The sequence below is a fragment of the Plantactinospora alkalitolerans genome (assembly GCF_015690345.1).
GTDB classification, from domain to species: domain Bacteria; phylum Actinomycetota; class Actinomycetes; order Mycobacteriales; family Micromonosporaceae; genus Plantactinospora; species Plantactinospora alkalitolerans.
Window position 1 is genome coordinate 1 of record NZ_JADPUN010000164.1, and the last position, 18,029, is coordinate 18,029.

The window sequence follows — 18,029 nt, forward strand, 5'->3', positions numbered from 1 at the left end:
GCCCTGGCCGACGCGCCGGCAGGGCCACCTCCGGCGCGTCGGCCAGGGCCGCGCCGACGGCGAGCACCGGCGGCAGGGCGTACAGCAGGAGGAGCAGGACCACGACGGCGGTCGCGCCGGCCGGGTGGCCGAATGCCGCCCAGAGCGACTTGGCATAGCCGTCCCGCAGCTCGGCCCAGGATTCGTACATCCGGCAACTGGCGATCCGGGACCCGTCGGCGAGCGCGATCCGGCCCCCGGACCGCTTCACCGCCCGGGCCAGTTCGATGTCCTCCAGCACCCGGTCCCGGACCGCCGCGTGCCCACCGGCCCGCTGGTAGCCGGCCCGATCCACCACCAGGAACTGGCCGCCGGCCGCGGCCAGGCTCGGCCGGCGCGAGCGCTCCATCGCCGCCAGCGGCAGGAAGGTCAGCCAGAGCCACTGCAACAGCGGCTGGACCAGCCGCTCACCTCCCGAGCCGGCGACGATCCGGGGGTACGGCGAGAGCAGCGTCGCCGAGGCGGCCCGGAGCGTCGTCACGGCGGCGGCGACCGCGTACGGGGCGAGCCGCACGTCGGCGTCGACGAAGACCAGCACACTCGGCTCGGCTCCGGCCTGTTCGGCTCCGGCCTGTTCGGCGAGCTGCTGGCAGGCGTACGGCTTGCCGAGCCAGCCCGGCGGTGGCGGGCGTCCGGTGATCAGCCGTACCCGGGGATCGTCGGCGGTGATCGCGCGTACGACGTCGGCGGTGCCGTCGGTCGATCCGTCGTCGAGTACGACGATCTCCAGCCGGGGTACGTCGCGCTGGGCCAGCAGCGCGCGCAGGCACGGCCCGACCCGGGTCGCCTCGTCACGCAGCGGCAGCAGTACCGCGACCGGCTCGTCGGTCGTCGCGGTGCCCGGCGGCCGGCGCAGCCAGCGGGCGGCGTTCAGTGCGGCGTGCCCGGCCAGCACGCCGACGGCCACGGCGAGCGCCCAGGCCGGTGCGCTGGTCATGCCGACCGGCGTCCAGGCCGGTGCGCTGGTCATGCCGACCGGCGTCCAGGCCGGTGCGCTGGTCATGCCGGTACCGTGCTGCGCGGGTGCTGCCGTCGGTGCCGGGCGAGGGTCACGGCGAGCGGGCCGGCGACGGCCGCCATGGCCAGGGCGCCCCAGGCGGCCGACGCCGGCAGGCCGAGGAAGACCGCGTGCGCGAGGACGCTGCCGAGGTAGGTCCAGAGGTAGAGGGCGTACATCGGCGCGTCCCGGGCGCCGGCCGTTCCGACGGCCCGGCCGGCGACCGGTCCCAGCAGGGCCATCAGCAGTACGGCGAAGAGCAGCCAGCCGAGATAGTTGCTGACCGGTACGTCCGGCACCCCCGGCAGGGCCGGACTCGGATCCCGCCAGCTCCAGTAGCCCTCGGCGACCATCTGTGGATCGAGGAAGAGGTCCCAGCCGGCCAGTCCCACCCCGGCCAGGGCGATCCGGGCCGGCCCCGGTCGGGTCAGCCGGACCGCGGCGAGCCATGCCGGCCAGGCCATCCAGGTCCAGGCCAGTGGGATCACCAGCGGCACCCCGACCAGTTTCGGACCCAGCTCGCCCGAGTACGCGTAGCCACCGAACGGTACGCCGGTGGCGACGCCGAGCGTCTCGACCAGCAGCCCGCCGCCGGTGGTGACCAGCACCAGCGCGACGGCCGTCCGGGCACCCCGGCTGAGCAGGGCGTGCGTCACCGACAGCAGGTAGCCGAGCAGGACCGTCGCGACGGTCAGCCGGGCCCGTGCGGTGCCGTCGGTGAGCGGATAGCCGATCTGGGCCAGTACCAGTACGCCGAGCAGCAGCCAGGACGGCCGGCCGGAGGTCATCGCTCCGGCGGGGGCAGCGGCAGTTCCCGGCCGAGCACGGCGAATGCCCGTTCGTCGCCGGGAAAGCGGAAGTCCCGTAGTACGTCCACGAAACCGAACCGCCGGTAGAGCCGCCACGCCCGGGAGGTCTGCTCGTCCGCCTCCGGGGTGGACAGCAGGGTGGTGCGGCCGCTGGCCATCGTGAGCAGGGCGCGGAGCTGGCGGGCACCGAGCCCGTGTCCCTGGGTCGCGGGCCGTACGTGCAGCTCGACCACCTCGAAGCAGTCGGGGAACCAGGTCTTGCGGGCATCGTCGGGCAGCGCGCCGTGCACCTGGTCGTGCCACCACTGTCCGGGCGCGGAGAGGTATCCGTAGCCGAAGCCGACCAGGTGGCCGTTGGTGCTGACGGTGGCGACCGCGCGGAAGCCGGGCCGGCGTACGTGGGTGGCGATGTATCCGCGGCGTGCCTCCAGCAGTTCGGCCCGGTAGCCCATCGCCTCCCCGTAGACCGCCACCACGTCGTCGAGCCGCCGGGCGAGATCGTCCGGCTGCCACGGCACCAACCTCATGCTTGCCCGCTCCTGTCTCTCGGCCAGCGTCGGAACTGCGGATCGTCGTCGGATCCGACCCAGTTGAGCACCGTCGGGTCGCCGACGAGATCACGTATCTCGAACCGGGCGAACAGTTCTTCGGCGTACCACCGCCGGGTCGACGTACGAGTGATCGCCGCTCGGTGCTCGGGGGAACGGTACGCGAAATCGCGTAGGTACGTCGCGGCACGCCACACGCTGACCGTGCCCTGCCAGCCGAGCGGGGCCTCGCCGATGCCGAACCGGGCGAGCAGCCCCGGGGCGTTCCGCAGCGCGGCGGCGACCGGCGGCACCGCCCGCCAGAAGGAGGTGGCACGGGATGGACGCAACCGGGCCCGGGTGAGCGCGAGCACCGGCGGCCCGTCGGGTGTGCCGGCCGCCGTCCTGGCCCCTGATCCGTCGGATGTGCCGGCCGCCGTCCTGGCCCCCGATCCGCCGGATGTGCCGGCCGCCGTCCTGGCCCCCGATCCGCCGGGTGTGCCGGGTCGGGGGTCGCCGAACGGCTCGACTCCGGACCATCGGCCTCGGCTGGCGAGCGGGGACAGGTCGATTCGGGCGTCGGCCAGGGCGATCCGGCGCCAGGCGCGACCGACCGGCGTGTCGTCGAACCCGGCGGCCCGGTCCGGGTCGGCCCAGACGACCACGGCGGCCCACCGGGTCAGGTCGGCGTCGGTCGGTCCGAACCCGGTGCCGGTACCGGTGCCGAGCAGCTTGCCGAAGCGGACGCCGGGGATGGCCCGCAACCGGCGGGGGTCGACGGCCATCCGGGCCAGTGCCCGGGGCAGGGCGCGTCGGGGCACCCGCCAGACGTGCAGGGTGACCAGACGTACCGGGGTCGCCTCGCCCCGCCCGGCGGCCGGCTCGCCGCGCAGCGCGCTCGCGCGACGGCCGGGCCGGCTCACGCCACCTCGGCGGGACTGCCGTCGGTGATCCGGAGCAGTTCGGCGTAGGTGGTCGGAAAGACGGCCTGCGGGACGCCGCCGGCCGCCCAGATCTCCGGGTAGTCGGCGAGTGCGGTGTCGACCAGGGTACGGACCGGCTTCGGATGCCCGAGCGGGGCGACTCCGCCGATCGGCTGGCCGGTGTGCTCGCGGACGAACTCCGGGGTGGCCCGCTTGAGCGCGGTCAGCCCGAGTTCCGTGGCGACCCGGGCGGTGTCCACCCGGTGGGCGCCGGAGGTGAGGACCAGCAGGGGATCACCGTCCGCGTTGAAGATCAGCGAGTTGGCGATCTGGCCCACCTCGATCTCCAGGGCCTCGGCCGCCGCGGCGGCGGTGTGCACCGCCTCGGGCAGGATCCGGATCCGGCTGGCCGCTCCGGAGCCGTCCCGTCCGCCCGCGTTGTCGAGCGCGTCCTGCACCGCCTGCACGTTGGGATGTGACTGCATGGTTCCTATCTTGCCTCCAGGGACAGGTTCCGCTCGGACTCGGACCGGACACCACGAACGCGGCGTTCTCCGCAGGTGGGCGGTCGTCGACCTGACGAAGGTTCTACGACCAGATGACTTTCGGATGGGGTCGGCGGGTGGAGTAGTCGATACCTTGGACCGCTATGACGGTGTTGCGAAGAACCCTGCTGGCGCTTCCGGTACTCGTGCTCGGTGCGGCGGGGGTCGTCCTGCTGGCTCCGGGCGGGCTGGGTGATCCGGCGCCGCAGGTGGTGACGGGCGGGCCGTCCGCCGAGGCGTACCGGGACGTGGTCGGGGTCGCCGGGAACCTGCCCGGCTGGCTGCACGGACCGGGCGAGTACGGTGCCGCTGCCGGAGTACTGGTGCTGATCGGGTTGGTCTGCTGGACAGGCTGGTCCGGCTGGCGGCGGCGTACCCCGAGTTGGGTGGGTGCGCTGCTGGTCAGTGTGGCTGCGGTGCTGGCGTACCTGGTCAGCGAGGCGCTGAAGCTGGTCGTCGACCAGGAGCGCCCGTGCCGGGCGCTCGGTGAGGTGACCATCTGGATCTCGTGCCCGCCGGTCGGCGACTGGTCGTTTCCGAGCAACCACTCGACGGTGGCCGGTGCGTTGGCCGGCGGTCTCGTCCTGCTGGCTCCGCGTCTCGGGCTGGTGGCCGTGCCGGTCGCCGTCGCCGTCGCCGTGGCGGTGCTCCGGGTGCTGGCCGGGGTGCACTATCCGCACGACGTGGTCGCGGGGCTGCTGCTCGGCGCGTCGGCCAGCATCGCGCTGCTGCTGGCGCTGAGCCCGGCCGGGACGTGGCCCTTGACCCGGGGCCGGGTTCCGGCCGGGGTATCCGGTGACGGTGTACTCACGCCGGGCCGTCGTTGACGCTGGTGGCCGGCAAGGCCGCGCGTGCTGCCGACGTGCCGCTGGTCGCCGGGCATCGGACCCGGCGACCAGCGGCACCGGCGGGGTCAGGCGATGCGTCGGATGCGGCGGATGGCGAGGTAGAGCAGGAGCGCGGCGAGGGCGACGAAGATGCCGGTCTCGATCCCCTGGAACAGCCAGAACCGGTCGGCGGGCTGGTAGAGCTGCCAGTTGTAGGTGCCGGCCTCGAGGTCGGCACCGCAGTTGGCTCCCGGTCCCGTGGGATTGGGCGGGCACTCTATCGAGCCACCGTCCACCACGAGTTCGCCGGCGGCGTTCCGGACGCCGCTGGCGATTACCCAGTCGCCGGCCGTCGCGTTCGGTGCGACGGCAGTCCCCATGACCGGGAAGGTGAGGGTCTCGGCGGGCAGGTAGTGGGGCCTGGCCAGCATGGCCAGCCCGATTCGCAGGCCGAGGAACCCGACGAGGGTGCCGGCCATCGCGGGCAGCACCCTGGGCCAGACGGTGCCGGCGAAGACGCCCAGCGCGACCGCGAAGAGGGTGTAGCCGACCGGAACGAGGCCCTGCATGTCGAAGAAGAACCCGTCGAAGCGGTCCCCCTGGCCAACCTGGTTCAGCGGGCCCAGCCACCAGCCGACGCCCAACCCGTAGCCGATCGCCGCGATCAGGGCGCCGGTGCCGATCAGCCCGAACTTGACAAGTGCCCAGTGATGGCGGCTGACGCCCTGGGTCCAGACCAGTCGGTGGGTGCCCTGTTCGACCTCGCGGGCGATCAGCGGGGCGCCCCAGAACAGGCCGACCAGCAGCGGCAGGACGAGGAACAGGATGCCTACCAGCAGAAAGGCGCCGTACTGGCTGATGAACTGGTCGTACCCCGTGAGGCAGGCCTCGTTGTTCTCCGGGCCCAGCTTTCCGAGCGTACGGACGCAGTCCGGCAGTCCGAGCTCGGCGAAGGTGTCGCGCATGGCGAGGCCGGTCGGGACAATGAACGCGGCGAGGGCCGCGAGTCCGGCCAGGGCGAACAGTGCCTGCTTGCGGTGCTGCCGCCAGGTCAGCCAGATCATGCCGGTACTCCCCACGCTTCGTTGCTGGTCTGCGTCTCGCCGTCGGCGAGGTGGGCCAGGATGACGTCTTCCAGGGTCACCTCGTGCACCGTCCACGCGGGATCGACGGGCCCGTCGGTGCGGACCAGCAGCGTCGACTGCCGGTCGGTGTGACTGGCCCGGACCACCTCAGTGACCCCGCGAATCGGCTCACCGTGGTGCCGTGGGCCGACCAGTTGCCGGTGCTCGGCGACCAGGTCCTCGACCGGGCCGACGAGCTTCACCTGGGCGGCGTGCAGCACGATCAGGTAGTCGCAGACCCGTTCCAGGTCGGCCAGCAGGTGCGAGGAGAGCAGCACGGTGGTGCCGGACTCCGCGACGCTGCCCATCAGTGCCTGGAGGAACTCGCGCCGGGCGAGCGGATCGAGGCTGGCGACCGGCTCGTCGAGCAGCAGCAGCCGTGGTCGTTTGGCCAGGGCGAGGGCCAGGGCGACCTGGGCGCGTTGCCCACCGGACAGCTTGCCGACCGGCTTGTCCGGCGGGATGCCGAGCTGGGCCAGTCGGGTCCGCGCCAGTGTCCCGTCCCAACGCCGCCGGTTCAGCCTGGCACCCATGGTCACCAGTTCCTCTGCGGTGAAGTCCGGGTACAGCGGAGTCTCCTGGGCGACGAACCCGATCTCGGACAGGACGTCCGTGTTGTCGTAGGGCGGAACGCCCGCGACGCGTACCGTCCCGGCGTCGGGGCGCAGCAGGCCCACCGCCAGGTGCAACAGCGTGCTCTTGCCCGCTCCGTTGGGCCCGACGAGTGCGGCGACGCGTCCGGCGGGCAGATGGAGCGAACAGTCCCGCAGCGCCCAGGTGTCTCCGTACCGTTTCCCCAACTGGTCGGTCTCCAGCGCGGTATCCATCTGATGTCCTCTCATCCTGCTCACGCGGGTAGGTTCTGGGCCGATTCGGCGGGAAGCGTGGCCCGCATCGTGGTCTCCACCAGGGCGGTGACGTCCTCGGGCGACAGCCCGGCGGCCTGGGCCCGGTGCAGCCAGGCCACCAGGTCCGTGCGCAGTTCGGCCTGGTTGGGCAGCGACGGGCTGGCGAGGGTGCGCCGGACGAACGTGCCGACCCCCGGCCGGCCCTCCGCCAGACCCTCGATCTCCAACTCCCGGTACGCCTTCAACACCGTGTTCGGGTTGATCGCCAGCGACTGCGCGACGTCCCGAACCTTCGGCAACTGGTCGCCGGGCACCAACAGACCCACCCGGAGCGCCTGTTTCACCTGCTGCACCAGCTGCATGTAGGTGTTCACCTTCGACCGGCCATCCAGCACAAACTCGATCACCCGGCGCAACCTTCCCTATTGTCCTACGACAGTAGGACTATAGGACAGCCTTCTGCCGGAGGGGCCGGCTGTCAAGACACGAACCGGCAAGGGAACGGAGCCGGGCGCCGGTCAGTGCGGCGTAGCCACCACCTCGGGAGCGGTGGCGGCGGGTGTCACAGGTGGTTCGGCGATCCGGGCCGTCTCGGCGAGCGCGACCCCGGCCAGCACCAGCAGGCCGCCGCCGAACTGGGCGACGTTGAGGGCCTCGCCGGCACCGAGCGTGATCCAGGCGACGGTGGCGGCGATCACCGGTTCGACCATGCCGAGGATTCCGACGCTGGTGGCCGGCAGGTGCCGTAGCGCGCCGGCCACCAGCAGGAACGGCACGATCGAGCCGAGTACGACGACGTACCCGCAGAGCAGAATGACGGGTACGCCGCCGCTGCTGGAGCGCAGCGGTTCCCAGCCGTCGGTGCCGTGGCTCAGCGCCCGGGTGAGCAGCCCGACCACGGCGGAGGCGCCGAACGCCAGGGTGGTGAGGGACAGGGTGTCCCGGTCCCGGACGCCCCGGGCACCGAGCACGTAGTAGCCGGCCAGCAGTACGGCGGCACCGAAGCCGGCGAGCACCCCGAGGCCGTCCAGCTGGAGTTTGCCCCACACCTCGGCCACGCAGGCCAGGCCGACGAGGCTCAGCGCCAGCCCGCCCCACAGTCGGGGGCGTACCCGCTGGTGCTCGCCGAACCGGGCCCAGAGCGCGACGAGCAGCGGAGCGGTGTACTCGAACAGCAGCGCGATCCCGACCGGCATCCGGGAGATCGCGACGAAGTAGAGCATCGGGACGAGGAAGAACCCGGCCAGGCCGTACCCGATCAGCAGTGGCAGTTGACCGACGGTGACCCGGAGCCGGCGGGCGCCGGGCCGCAGCAGCAGGCTCAGCGCGAGCAGCCCGACGAACGCGCCCGCGGCCCGGATCAGGGTGAGTTGCGCCGGATCGATGCCGGCCCGGAGGACCAGTTTCGAGACGGTGCCGTTGACCGCGAACAGCACCGCGGACGAGATCACCATGAGTACGCCGAGAGCGGGTCCGCGATTCGTCACCCGGAGAGAATATCGGTCACTGGGTCAGGGGCCGAATGCCTTTTGGTCATTACCTACCCGGTGCGGTCCCGGTGCTCCGGCCGTAGCCGCGATCCATCGATGACGTTGACTTCATTGAAACGATTCGATACGTTGCCGAAATGCCATGGAAAGCCCTTTCCGCCTGGTGTCCCGTCCCGGACCATCGCCGGGCGGGGACTTTCCGGCCACCGTTCCCAGCCCAGGAGGACCCATGACGCTCACCATCACCACCCGGACGCCACCCGACGGCAGACCGCGCTGGCGCCGCTGGCGTGGCGCTCTCGTGGCGGCCACCACCGCCGCCCTGGTCGCCACCGGTGGCGTGGTCGGCCTGTCGCCCGCCTCGGCGGCCACCGTCGACACCAGCGCCTACTACGTGCTCGTCTCCCGGCACAGCGGCAAGGCGCTCGACCTCTACAACCTCGCCACGGGCGACGGTGCGCCGGTCGTGCAGTGGGCCCGCAACGACGGCAACCAGCAGCAGTGGCAGTTCGTGGACGCGGGCAGCGGCTACTACAAAATCAGATCGCGGCACAGCGGCAAGTTCCTGGAGATGCCGAACGCCACCGACGGCACCCAACTGATCCAGAACGCCGACAACGGCACCACCCGCCAGCACTTCGGGGTCGCCGACTCCGACGGCGGGTACGTCCGGCTTCTCAGCCGGCACAGCGGCAAGGCGCTGGACATCTGGGAGTGGTCCACCGCCGACGGCGGGATCGTCGCCCAGTACCAGGACCTGGGCGGATACAACCAGCAGTGGCAGATGATCCGGGTCGGCTCCGGAGGTGGCGGGGACGGCAGCGCCGACTGCGGCAGTGGCTCGTACAACGCCGAGGCGGTGCTCAGCGGCAGCACCTGGACCGCCCGCAACGGCGGCAGCACGGTCTACACCGGCAGCGACATGCGCTCCGCGATGCAGGCCGCCGTGAACAGCCTGTCGTCGGGACGTACCTCGAAGCAGCGGGTGGTCGTCCGGGGGTCCGGGTCGGTGAGCGCCGGCGGCCGGCTCTCGCTGCCCAGCTACACGATCCTGGACGTCTGCGGCACGATGAACGTGACCGGGTCCGGCTCCGGGGACCAGGCGCCGGTGTACGCCCGGGGCGCCACCGACGTCGAGATCCAGCACCTGACCCTCACCGGCTCACCGCTGTACGGCATCTTCATGCGCAACGTGAACAACCTGACGCTCGGGCAGATCGACATGCGGCTGTCCAGCGGCCTCGGGGTGCGGATCGACAACCACGGTGGCGACCGGGCGGTGAAGGTCCGCAACATCCGGATCGACAACGTGTACGTGCAGGGCACCAGCAGCCAGGGCGTGGAGACGTACGGGGTGGATGGGCTGACCGTCGGCACCGTCACCGCCCGCAACGTCGGGGAGTCCGGACTGCTGCTCAACGACACGATCAACGCCACCATCGGTACGGTCGACGCCGACAACGCCGGTGCCGGCACCGGGTACGCGGCGTTCCGGATGGCCAACCGCAACGGCCGGGTGGGCAGCAGCTACCCGACGAACATCCGGGTCGGCACCGTGGTCGCCCGGGGTGGTGGCCGCGGGATCTTCTGCGTCTCGGAGAGCGGTGGCGCGGTGATCGACCGGGTGACCATCTCGAACACCGGCAACAACTCGATCCTGATCGAGAACTGCTACAACGTCACCATCGCGGGGCAGTCCGGGACGGTGACCGGTGGCGGCGAGGTCCGGATCGCGGCGCGTACCGAGTTCCCGCTCTCGGCGAACATCACCCTGCAGAACCTGACGGTGACCAACACCAACATCCGGCAGAGCCCCTGCGGCGGCGCCAACAACGTGATCCGGAACGTCACCCGGGTCAACTCCACGCTGACCTGGTGTTGACCCCGATCTTGACCCCGTCCGGCAGGGCGGTTGACCGGCTGCGGTTACTTGCGTTTTTGTCGGGGGCGGGGTGTACTCTCTCCAGTAGTTAGAACGAGTGTTCGATTGGGTGACGGTCGATGCGAGTCGACCCGCCGGGCCGGACGCTCGGGCTGACGCCGGGGGCGGCGTTCGCGGCGTAACCCCCGGCCGCGGTTTCGCGAACCGCACGGGATCCGGATTCGCGATCCGGGCCCACCAGGCAGGATCGTCGTCCGCCGCCCACGACCCCCGGGCGGCGGACGACGAACCCGCCGGTTCAGCCGGCCGGGTGTGGTGTGGGGAAGCGTCCACATCCGGCCGGCGACCCCACCGGTGCGTCTTCCTCCGCATCGGCCAGTACCACCCGGTGCGTCACCGTCGGTCGGTCCGACACCGGTGACGCGGTGAAATGGGCGACGCGGAGGAGACAGTTCCCATGCCGACCAGTCAGGCGCCGACGGTGCCGTCGCACGTGCTGCCGCACCGCACCCCGGCCCAACTACTGACGATCGCCCGAATGGGCCTGGCGGAAGCCGCCGAAACCCGGCCCGACGGCCTGCGCTACGCCGCGGCACACCTGGCCGCCCTGCGCGCCGCGGCGGCGATGCTCGCCGCCCGGGCCCGGCCCGCGCCGACCCGCCGCAACCGTGTCACCAGCGTCTGGGCGCTGCTGGTGGTCGTCGCCCCGGAGCTGGGGGAGTGGGCCAACTACTTCGCCACCGGCGCCAACAAGCGAGCCGCCGCCGAGGCGGGCATCCCCCGGGTGGTGAGCCCTCGGGAGGCCGACGACCTGCTCCGCGCCGCCGAGCAGTTCGTCGCGGTGATCGAGGTGGCGCTCGGCGTGGCCCATCAACCCGCCCTCGACGGGATCGCCGCCTGAGGCGGATGTCGCGCGGGTTGTCGGGTCTCGCCCCGGCGGTTCGGAGAACCGTGTCTGCTACAGCACCACCTGCCTGATCGGGCATCGGAACAACGGGGAGCGGAAGTCGAGATGGCCGGGCGGATGGTTGTCGGTTCCGCCGCCCTGGCGGAGCTGGTCCGACCGGCGAGCGGGTCGGAGCCGGCGGGTGTGCACCGGATGTTGCCGGTGCTGCCCGAACTGGCCGGTTTGCTGCCCAACCGGGGGCTGCGCCGGGGCAGCACCGTCGCGGTCGGCATCGGGCATCCGGCGCGCAACGGCAGCACCTCGTTGATGCTGTCGTTGCTCGCCGAGGCGTCCCGGGCCGGTTCGTGGTGCGCGGTGGTCGGAGTGCCCACCCTCGGCGCGGTCGCCGCCGCCGATCTCGGCATCGAACTGGACCGGCTCGCCCTCGTCCCCCATCCCGGTCCGGAGTGGGCGACCGTGGTCGCCGCCCTGATCGACGGGGTCGACGTCGTGGTCGCGGCGGTGCCCGGAACGGTTTCCGCCTCGGTCGTCAGCCGGCTGGCCGCCCGGGCCCGGCAACGTGGCAGCGTGCTCGTCCCGTACGGCCAGTGGGCCGGTGCCGACGTGACCCTCCAGGTGGTCCGGGGTGTATGGGAAGGGCTGGGCCAGGGGCGGGGACGGCTGCGGCGGCGGGAGGTGACGATCTCCGCCCGGGGGCGTGGTGCGGCGGCCCGCCCCAAGGAGATCCGGGTCTGGATGCCCGGCGACCGGTCGACCCGGGCGGCGGTACCGGCGGCCGGTACGGCGTCCCACCCGGGACTGACCGGGGCGGCGTCCCACCCGCGCCGGACCTCGCTCACCCTCGTCGGGAAGTGAACACCGGACCGTCAGCGGCCCAGATATGCCCCGCCGTTGACGTGTATCACCTGGCCGGTGAGATGGCCGGCGGCCGGGGAGGCAAGAAAGGACACGGTCGCCGCGACGTCGTCGGTGGTGCCCGCCCGTCCGTTGCGGGTGGCGGCGACCCGCTGCCGGACCCCGTCGTCGGTCATCCGGTCCCGAAAGAACTCGGTGGCGACGATCAGGCCGGGAGCGACGACGTTGGCGGTGCCGCCGCGTGGGCCGAGTTCGCTGGCCAGCGATGCGGTCCATGCCTCGACCGCGGCCTTCGCCGCACCGTAGGATCCGGCTCCCTGCCTGGCGGCGATGGAGCCGATGGTTACGACGCGGGCGTTTTCGGTGAACCTGGCGGCAAGTGCCGCGGTGACCAGCACGGCGGACATCAGGTTGGCGTCGAGGTTCGCCCGCCAGTTTTCGGCGAGGGCAGTGAGATCATCACCGGCGGCTTCCGCCCGGTCGAAGTTCGTGTTCCCACCGGCGTTGTTGACCAGCACATCGACCCGGGTGGGCAGCAGCGGCAGCGCCGCGGCGACCGAGGTCGGGTCGGCGGCGTCGAAGGCCACCGGGACAGCCCCGATCCGTTCGGCGGCCTCCTTGAGGAGGCTCTCCCGGCGCCCCGTGATGACCACCTGATCACCTGCCTGGGCAAAGGCTTCCGCCACGGCGTACCCGATTCCTGTCGCGCCCCCGGTGACGACAACGACCCGCATGTGCATCTCCTTTAGGTCTAAAGTAGTATCGACGTTAGCACGAGGAGGGCGACATGGACGACGAGGTCGATCGCATCCAACAGGCCTGGGCCAGAGAGCGCCCCGGCACCCCGGTGGAGTCCATCGGCGTCATCACCCGGGTCTGGCGAGTTGGCAAGATCCTCAATGACGAGCGACGTCGGACACTGGCCCGCCTCGGTATCGACGCCGCGACCCTCGACCTGCTCAGCACCCTGCGGCGAGCCGGCCGGCCCTACCGGTTGCCCGCCGGCGAGCTGGCCCGGCTGTCGCTGGTCAGCGCCGGCGCGATCTCCCAACGGGTGGCCCGCGCCGAGCACGACGGACTGGTGTGCCGGGACAAGGCCGGCCCGGACGGCCGCACCGTCCTGGTGACTCTGACCGACGCCGGAAACCGCCTGCTGGACCGGACCGTCGACGAACTCCTCCAGCACGAACAGACCCTGCTCGACGCCCTCGGCGGCGCCCAGCGTGACCAGCTCGCCGACCTGCTTCGCGTACTGCTCGCGGATCTGGTCACCCGATTCGATCCGCCCGCCCGATCGTCGTAGCCCCGGCGGGCGGTTGATGTCCGGGCCGGGCCAACGAGAATCGAACACACGTTCTAAGATCGCATATCTGCTGGTCGAGGGAGGTGTGTGTGGTGGCGCCGGTGCGGACCATGCTGCTCTGGTGCCCCGACTGGCCGGTGATCGCGGCAGACATCGTCGAGGGGGTGCCCGCGACCGGCCCGGTCGCGGTGCTGCACGCCAACCGGGTGGTCGCCTGCTCGGCGTCCGCCCGCGCCGAGGGAGTACGCCGAGGGCTGCGTAAGCGGGAGGCGCAGAGCCGGTGCCCCCGGTTGACCGTCGTCGACCATGACCCCGGTCGGGACGTACGCGCCTTCGAGCCGGTGATCGCCGCCGTCGAGGAGGTCGTCGCCGGGGTCGAGGTGATCCGCGCGGGAGCCTGTGCGGTAGCCGCGCGCGGCCCGACCCGGTACTTCGGCGGCGAGGAGCGGGCCGCCGAGCGGATCGTCGAGCAGGTCGCGCAGACCTGCGAGGTGGAGAGCCAGATCGGGATCGCCGACGGGGTCTTCGCCGCCGGGTTGGCGGCCCGGTCCGGGCGGATCGTCCCGGCCGGTGCCACCCGGGAGTTCCTCGCCGGGCTGCCCGTCGAGGCGCTGGGCCGACCGCCGTTGACCGATCTGCTGCGCCGGCTCGGCCTGCGTACCCTCGGCGACTTCGCGGCGCTGCCTGCCGGAGACGTGCTGGCCCGGTTCGGGTTCGACGGAACGCTGGCCCACCGGCTGGCCGGCGGCGGCGACCATCGCCCGCTCGCGGTCCGCCGCCCGCCGCCCGACCTGGCGGTGACCGAGACGTACGACGACGACCCGCTCGACCGGGTCGACGCCGCCGCGTTCGCCGCCCGGACGCTGGCCGAGCGGCTGCACGACACCCTCGCCGGACACGCCCTGGCCTGCACCAGGCTGGCCATCGAGGCGGTGACCGCGCACGGGCAGGAGTTGCGGCGGGTCTGGCGGCACGACGGCCTGCTGACCGCGGCGGCGATCGCCGACCGGGTGCGCTGGCAGCTCGACGGCTGGCTGACCGGCACCAGCCGCCGCCCCGGCTCGGGCCGGGTCGGACCGGCCCGACCGACCGCCGGGATCATCCGGCTGCGCCTGGTCCCCGAGGGGGTGCTGGCGCACGTCGGCCTCCAACCGGGGCTGTGGGGCGAGACGGGCGAGGAACGGGACCGGGCGCACCGGGCGCTGAGCCGGGTACAGGGCATCCTCGGACCCGAGTCGGTGCTGACCGCGGTGCTCGGCGGTGGACGCTCACCGGTCGACCAGGCCCGGCTGGTGCCCTGGGGCGACGAGCGGACCCCGGCCACGGCGGGACCAGTGGTCGGGCCGGCTTCCGGCGCCCGCGCCGGCCCTGGTGCTGCCGGTGCCGCTGCCGGCGGTCGTCCACGACGCCGCCGGGGAACCGGTCCGGGTGACCGCCCGGCTGGAGGTCAGCGCCGCGCCGGCCCGGCTGGAGATGGACACCGGCGGCGCGGGAGCGGTCGAGATCGTCAGTTGGTCCGGCCCGTGGCCGGTCGACGAGCGCTGGTGGGCCCCGGCCGAGGCCCGGCGCCGGGCCCGGTTCCAGGTGTGCCTCGCCGACGGTACGGCGCTGCTGCTCTCCCTGGCCGGCGGCCAGTGGTGGGTGGAAGCCGTCTATGACTAGCCGACGGCCACCCTCCTGGGCCGCCCGCGCCAGCCGCACCGCTCGCGGCGGAGGCCGGCGGTGAGCTTCAACAATCCCGACGTGCCCTGGTCGGAGCTGGAGCGGGTGCTCTCCGGCCGAGGCGGGCCGCACCTGCGCGTGGTGGATCCGCTCGCCGTCGACGCCGACGGCGGGGACTCGCCGGCCTGGACCCGCAAGCGCCCCGGCTACACCCCGCCCGAACCGTCGGCGGCACCGGTCGAGGGCACGGTGCCGTACGCGGAACTGCACGCGCACACCAACTTCAGCTTCCTCGACGGGGCCAGCCACCCCGAGGAACTGGCCGAGGAGGCGGCCCGGCTGGGCCTGACCGCGCTCGCGGTGACCGACCACGACGGGTTCTACGGCGTGGTGCGGTTCGCCGAGGCGGCCCGCGCACTGCGGCTGCCCACCATCTTCGGCGCCGAACTGTCGCTGGGCCTGCCCGGACCCCAGAACGGCGAGCCGGACCCGCTCGGCCGGCACCTGCTGGTGCTCGCCCACGGCCCGGAGGGGTACGCCCGGCTGGCCCGCACCATCGCCCGCGCACAGCTACGCGGCGGGGAGAAGGGCCGACCGGTCTACGGCGAACTGGAGGAGGTCGCCGCCGACCTGAAGGACCACGTGCTGGTGCTCACCGGATGCCGCAAGGGACCGGTGCCGGCCGCGCTGCTCACCGAGGGGGTCGAGGCGGCGGCCCGCGAACTGGACCGGTTGACCGCACTGTTCGGCGCCGAAACCGTGGCGGTGGAGCTGACCGACCACGGCGACCCGACCGACGGCGACCGCAACGACGCGCTCGCCGAACTGGCCGCCGCCGCCCGGCTGCCCACCGTCGCCACCAACAACGTGCACTACGCCACCCCGTCCCGCCGCCGCCTGGCCACCGCGCTCGCGGCGGTACGGGCCCGGCGCAGCCTGGACGAGATCGACGGCTGGCTGCCGGCGGCGGGCACCGCCCACCTGCGCAGCGGAGCCGAGATGGCCGCCCGGTTCGCCGCCCATCCCGGTGCGGTGGCCCGGGCCGCCGAGTTCGGTGCCGAACTGGCCTTCGACCTGAACCTGGTCGCGCCGCACCTGCCGGACTACCCGGTGCCGCCCGGACACACCGAGATGAGCTGGCTGCGCAAGTTGACCATGGACGGCGCCCTACAGCGGTACGGCCCGCCCGCCGCGCATCCGGACGCGTACCGGCAACTCGAACACGAGCTGAAAATGATCGAGGCGCTGGGCTTTCCCGGCTACTTCCTGGTGGTCTACGACATCGTGACGTTCTGCCGGAACAACGACATCTACTGCCAGGGACGGGGCTCGGCGGCCAACTCGGCGGTCTGCTACGCGCTCTGGATCACCAACGTGGACGCGGTCCGGCACAACCTGCTCTTCGAGCGCTTCCTCGCCCCCGAGCGGGACGGTCCACCGGACATCGACGTCGACATCGAATCCGACCAGCGGGAGAAGGTGATCCAGCACGTCTACGAAAAGTACGGCCGGGAGCACACCGCCCAGGTCGCCAACGTCATCTCGTACCGGCCCCGGTCGGCGGTGCGGGACATCGCCAAGGCGTTCGGCTTCTCGCCCGGCCAGCAGGACGCCTGGAGCAAGCAGATCGACCGGTGGGGCAGCGTGGCGGCGGTCGACGTCGAGGGGATCCCCGAGCACGTCGTCGCGTACGCCAACGAGTTGCAGACATTTCCGCGGCACCTCGGCATCCACTCCGGCGGGATGGTGATCTGCGACCGGCCGGTCATCGAGGTGTGCCCGGTCGAGTGGGGGCGGATGCCCGGCCGCACCGTCCTGCAGTGGGACAAGGACGACTGTGCCAGCGCCGGACTGGTCAAGTTCGACCTGCTCGGCCTCGGCATGCTCTCGGCACTGCACTACGCGTACGACATGATCGAGTCCACCCTCGACCTGAGCTCGATGTCCCTGGACGACCCCGAGGTGTACGACATGCTCTGCCGGGCCGACTCGGTCGGGGTGTTCCAGGTGGAGAGCCGGGCCCAGATGGCCACGCTGCCCCGGCTCAAGCCCCGGGAGTTCTACGACCTGGTGGTCGAGGTGGCGCTGATCCGGCCCGGCCCGATCCAGGGCGGCTCGGTGCACCCGTACATCCGGCGGCGCAACGGCCTGGAGCCCGTCACCTACCCGCATCCGCTGATGCGCAACGCGCTGGAGAAGACCCTCGGGGTGCCGTTGTTCCAGGAACAGCTGATGCAACTCGCGATCGACCTGGCCGGCTTCGACGCGTCCGGTGCCGACCAGCTCCGCCGGGCGATGGGTTCCAAGCGGTCCGCCGAGCGGATGGCCGAGATCCGCGACCGGCTGTACGCGGGGATGGCCGAACGGGGCATCACCGGCGAACTCGCCGACGACGTCTATCTCAAACTCTCCGCCTTCGCCAGCTTCGGCTTCCCGGAGAGCCACTCGATGAGCTTCGCCTACCTCGTCTACGCCAGCTCCTGGCTGAAGCGCTACCACCCGGCGCCGTTCCTCGCCGCGCTGCTGAACGCCCAGCCGATGGGGTTCTACTCGCCGCAGACCCTGGTCGACGACGCCCGCCGGCACGGTGTCGAGGTACGCCGCCCGGACATCAACGCCAGCGGCGCCAAGGCGAGGTTGGAATCGACCCCGGAAACCCGGTGGGGTAGCGCGCCGGGCGAGCCGCCGCACCGGTGGGGGCTGGGCGGTCCGGCGGTCCGGCTCGGGCTGTCCGGGGTCCGTACCCTCGGCGACGACCTCGCGGAGAAGATCGAGCGGGAGCGGACCGCGCACGGGCCGTACCGGGACATGGCGGACCTGGCCCGACGGGCCGGGCTGACCGCCGGACAACTGGAGGCGCTGGCCACCGCGGACGCCTTCGCCTGCTTCGGGCTGACCCGGCGGGCAGCGCTCTGGGGGGCCGGCGCGGCGGCCCAGGACAAGCCGGACCGGCTGCCCGGCACCATCGCCGGAGCGGACGCGCCGACCCTGCCCGGGATGGACGCCGTCGACCGGCTGGTCGCGGACGTCTGGGCCACCGGCCTCTCCCCGGAGAGCCATCCGGCACAGTTCGTCCGGGCCCAACTCGACGCGGCCGGCGCGATCCCGATCGCCCGGCTGGCCGGGGTCGACCCCGGCACCCGGATCCGGGTCGGCGGCATCGTCACCCACCGGCAACGCCCCGCCACCGCCGGCGGAGTCACCTTCGTCAACCTGGAGGACGAGACCGGCATGCTCAACGTCACCTGCTCACCCGGCCTCTGGCAGCGCTACCGGAAGGTGGCCCGGAAC

At 72.5% G+C, this 18,029-nt stretch carries 16 protein-coding genes and 1 pseudogene; 7 read left to right on the forward strand and 10 right to left on the reverse strand.

All coding sequences use genetic code 11. The features are described from left to right. The 5 genes from I0C86_RS16880 to I0C86_RS16900 all read right to left on the reverse strand — a co-directional run. On the reverse strand, window positions 1–976 hold a 976-nt coding region (locus tag I0C86_RS16880; RefSeq protein ID WP_196202204.1), incomplete at its 3' end, for a glycosyltransferase. A gap of 62 nt (window positions 977–1,038) precedes the next feature. Then, complete coding sequence (locus I0C86_RS16885) at window positions 1,039–1,824, reverse strand: carotenoid biosynthesis protein (RefSeq protein ID WP_196202191.1); 786 nt, start codon at window positions 1,822–1,824, stop codon at window positions 1,039–1,041. Further along, window positions 1,821–2,372, reverse strand: coding sequence for a GNAT family N-acetyltransferase (locus tag I0C86_RS16890; protein WP_196202192.1), 552 nt, complete (start codon window positions 2,370–2,372; stop codon window positions 1,821–1,823). The genes I0C86_RS16885 and I0C86_RS16890 overlap by 4 nt, the downstream gene beginning before the upstream one ends. Next, on the reverse strand, window positions 2,369–3,265 hold the full coding sequence (locus I0C86_RS16895) for a monooxygenase (RefSeq protein ID WP_196202205.1): 897 nt from the start codon (window positions 3,263–3,265) through the stop codon (window positions 2,369–2,371). Before I0C86_RS16895 ends, I0C86_RS16890 begins: the two co-directional genes overlap by 4 nt. Before the next feature lie 26 nt (window positions 3,266–3,291). After that, window positions 3,292–3,780: a YbaK/EbsC family protein gene (locus I0C86_RS16900; RefSeq protein WP_196202193.1), complete on the reverse strand. Its 489-nt coding sequence runs from the start codon at window positions 3,778–3,780 to the stop codon at window positions 3,292–3,294. A 164-nt stretch (window positions 3,781–3,944) separates the two neighbouring features. Here I0C86_RS16900 and I0C86_RS16905 point away from each other — a divergent pair, with 164 nt between their 5' ends. After that, a complete protein-coding gene (locus tag I0C86_RS16905; RefSeq protein ID WP_196202194.1) occupies window positions 3,945–4,667 on the forward strand; it encodes a phosphatase PAP2 family protein in 723 nt (240 codons plus the stop codon). An 86-nt stretch (window positions 4,668–4,753) separates the two neighbouring features. On the opposite strand, the gene I0C86_RS16910 is transcribed toward I0C86_RS16905, so the two are convergent. The 4 genes from I0C86_RS16910 to I0C86_RS16925 all read right to left on the reverse strand — a co-directional run bounded on the left by I0C86_RS16910 (window position 4,754) and on the right by I0C86_RS16925 (window position 8,126). Further along, window positions 4,754–5,731: an ABC transporter permease gene (locus I0C86_RS16910; RefSeq protein ID WP_196202195.1), complete on the reverse strand. Its 978-nt coding sequence runs from the start codon at window positions 5,729–5,731 to the stop codon at window positions 4,754–4,756. Continuing rightward, window positions 5,728–6,618, reverse strand: a complete 891-nt coding sequence (locus tag I0C86_RS16915) for an ABC transporter ATP-binding protein (RefSeq protein WP_196202196.1) — start codon at window positions 6,616–6,618, stop codon at window positions 5,728–5,730. The genes I0C86_RS16910 and I0C86_RS16915 overlap by 4 nt, the downstream gene beginning before the upstream one ends. A gap of 20 nt (window positions 6,619–6,638) precedes the next feature. After that, complete coding sequence (locus tag I0C86_RS16920; RefSeq protein ID WP_196202197.1) at window positions 6,639–7,046, reverse strand: GntR family transcriptional regulator; 408 nt, start codon at window positions 7,044–7,046, stop codon at window positions 6,639–6,641. 111 nt (window positions 7,047–7,157) lie between these two features. Beyond that, a complete protein-coding gene (locus I0C86_RS16925) occupies window positions 7,158–8,126 on the reverse strand; it encodes an EamA family transporter (RefSeq protein WP_196202198.1) in 969 nt (322 codons plus the stop codon). A gap of 232 nt (window positions 8,127–8,358) precedes the next feature. Here I0C86_RS16925 and I0C86_RS16930 point away from each other — a divergent pair, with 232 nt between their 5' ends. The 3 genes from I0C86_RS16930 to I0C86_RS16940 all read left to right on the forward strand — a co-directional run bounded on the left by I0C86_RS16930 (window position 8,359) and on the right by I0C86_RS16940 (window position 11,773). Continuing rightward, window positions 8,359–10,011 carry an RICIN domain-containing protein gene (locus I0C86_RS16930; RefSeq protein ID WP_196202199.1) on the forward strand — a complete coding sequence of 551 codons (1,653 nt, stop codon included), beginning with the start codon at window positions 8,359–8,361 and terminating at the stop codon, window positions 10,009–10,011. Window positions 10,012–10,468: 457 nt separating this feature from the next. Continuing rightward, on the forward strand, window positions 10,469–10,912 hold the full coding sequence (locus I0C86_RS16935) for an SAV_6107 family HEPN domain-containing protein (protein WP_196202200.1): 444 nt from the start codon (window positions 10,469–10,471) through the stop codon (window positions 10,910–10,912). 111 nt (window positions 10,913–11,023) lie between these two features. Then, window positions 11,024–11,773, forward strand: a complete 750-nt coding sequence (locus I0C86_RS16940) for a hypothetical protein (RefSeq protein ID WP_323373688.1) — start codon at window positions 11,024–11,026, stop codon at window positions 11,771–11,773. Between the two features lie 11 nt (window positions 11,774–11,784). Here I0C86_RS16940 and I0C86_RS16945 read toward each other — a convergent pair whose 3' ends face one another. Next, a complete protein-coding gene (locus I0C86_RS16945) occupies window positions 11,785–12,513 on the reverse strand; it encodes an SDR family NAD(P)-dependent oxidoreductase (RefSeq protein WP_323373689.1) in 729 nt (242 codons plus the stop codon). A 47-nt stretch (window positions 12,514–12,560) separates the two neighbouring features. Here I0C86_RS16945 and I0C86_RS16950 point away from each other — a divergent pair, with 47 nt between their 5' ends. The 3 genes and pseudogenes from I0C86_RS16950 to I0C86_RS16960 form a co-directional block, all read left to right on the forward strand. Beyond that, complete coding sequence (locus I0C86_RS16950) at window positions 12,561–13,076, forward strand: MarR family winged helix-turn-helix transcriptional regulator (RefSeq protein ID WP_196202202.1); 516 nt, start codon at window positions 12,561–12,563, stop codon at window positions 13,074–13,076. Between the two features lie 92 nt (window positions 13,077–13,168). Further along, window positions 13,169–14,738: pseudogene (locus tag I0C86_RS16955) on the forward strand (DNA polymerase Y family protein). Window positions 14,739–14,798: 60 nt separating this feature from the next. Next, window positions 14,799–18,029: error-prone DNA polymerase (locus tag I0C86_RS16960; RefSeq protein WP_196202203.1), on the forward strand; the 3,231-nt coding region annotated here is incomplete at its 3' end.

Coding starts and splice junctions, on each gene's coding strand:
- I0C86_RS16885 (WP_196202191.1), bottom strand. CDS start 1,824: ATGACCTCCGGCCGGCCGTCCTGGCTGCTGCTCGGCGTACTGGTACTG.
- I0C86_RS16890 (WP_196202192.1), bottom strand. CDS start 2,372: ATGAGGTTGGTGCCGTGGCAGCCGGACGATCTCGCCCGGCGGCTCGAC.
- I0C86_RS16900 (WP_196202193.1), bottom strand. CDS start 3,780: ATGCAGTCACATCCCAACGTGCAGGCGGTGCAGGACGCGCTCGACAAC.
- I0C86_RS16905 (WP_196202194.1), top strand. CDS start 3,945: ATGACGGTGTTGCGAAGAACCCTGCTGGCGCTTCCGGTACTCGTGCTC.
- I0C86_RS16910 (WP_196202195.1), bottom strand. CDS start 5,731: ATGATCTGGCTGACCTGGCGGCAGCACCGCAAGCAGGCACTGTTCGCC.
- I0C86_RS16915 (WP_196202196.1), bottom strand. CDS start 6,618: ATGGATACCGCGCTGGAGACCGACCAGTTGGGGAAACGGTACGGAGAC.
- I0C86_RS16930 (WP_196202199.1), top strand. CDS start 8,359: ATGACGCTCACCATCACCACCCGGACGCCACCCGACGGCAGACCGCGC.
- I0C86_RS16935 (WP_196202200.1), top strand. CDS start 10,469: ATGCCGACCAGTCAGGCGCCGACGGTGCCGTCGCACGTGCTGCCGCAC.
- I0C86_RS16940 (WP_323373688.1), top strand. CDS start 11,024: ATGGCCGGGCGGATGGTTGTCGGTTCCGCCGCCCTGGCGGAGCTGGTC.
- I0C86_RS16945 (WP_323373689.1), bottom strand. CDS start 12,513: ATGCACATGCGGGTCGTTGTCGTCACCGGGGGCGCGACAGGAATCGGG.
- I0C86_RS16950 (WP_196202202.1), top strand. CDS start 12,561: ATGGACGACGAGGTCGATCGCATCCAACAGGCCTGGGCCAGAGAGCGC.